The sequence below is a fragment of the Streptosporangium sp. G11 genome (assembly GCF_051192615.1).
Taxonomy (GTDB): Bacteria; Actinomycetota; Actinomycetes; order Streptosporangiales; family Streptosporangiaceae; genus Streptosporangium.
Window position 1 is genome coordinate 1 of the sequence record NZ_JBPJUQ010000366.1, and the last position, 599, is coordinate 599.

Below are 599 nucleotides of genomic sequence, written 5' to 3' on the forward strand. Positions count from 1 at the left end.
CTAGTGCTTCGTTCCTTTTTGAGCAGCAAGATTAGACGTACGATCAGGGCCCAGCGGGTCGTTGATGGGCGGTGAGGCAGTGCCGAAGCTCCTGTTCGCGCGAGCGCCGAAGGACATGGTGGAGGAACGGAAGATCCGTAAGTTGGTCGGTGCCCGGCATGCTCCGGCCGATTGGATACGGCGGGCTCAGATCATCTCTTTGAGCTGGGAGCGGCTGCGGGTGCCGCAGATTGCCCGCGAGCTCGGCTGCGCGGAGAAGACGGTGCGCTACCGGCTGACGCGTTTCAACGAAGAGGGCCTGGACGGTTTGGGAGATCGGCCCGGAGTGGGCCGCAAACGGCGAATCGGTGAAGCCGAGCGTTCGCAGATCATCGCACTGGCCCGCAGCCGGCCTCCGGGCCAGCCGGTGCGCGATGAGGCAACCGGTGAACTGTCCGCGGCTGAGGATGCTGGGCCGGGAAGTTGGACGCTGGACACTTTGACCGAGGCCGCCCAGGAGGTGGGCATCGAGGTGGCCCGTTCGCAGGTGCGGCGGATTTTGCTGGCCGAGGGGGTGCGCCGGCGGCGACCCCGTTCCTGGGCCACCAGTCACGACCCGG

The 599-nt window shown here is 66.6% G+C and carries 1 protein-coding gene; it reads left to right on the plus strand.

The window, feature by feature from the left end; translation table 11 throughout:
* Positions 1–79: 79 nt before the first annotated feature.
* Positions 80–599, plus strand: a 520-nt coding sequence (locus tag ACSDR0_RS51065) for a helix-turn-helix domain-containing protein (RefSeq protein WP_435296211.1), incomplete at its 3' end; no start/stop codon positions are given.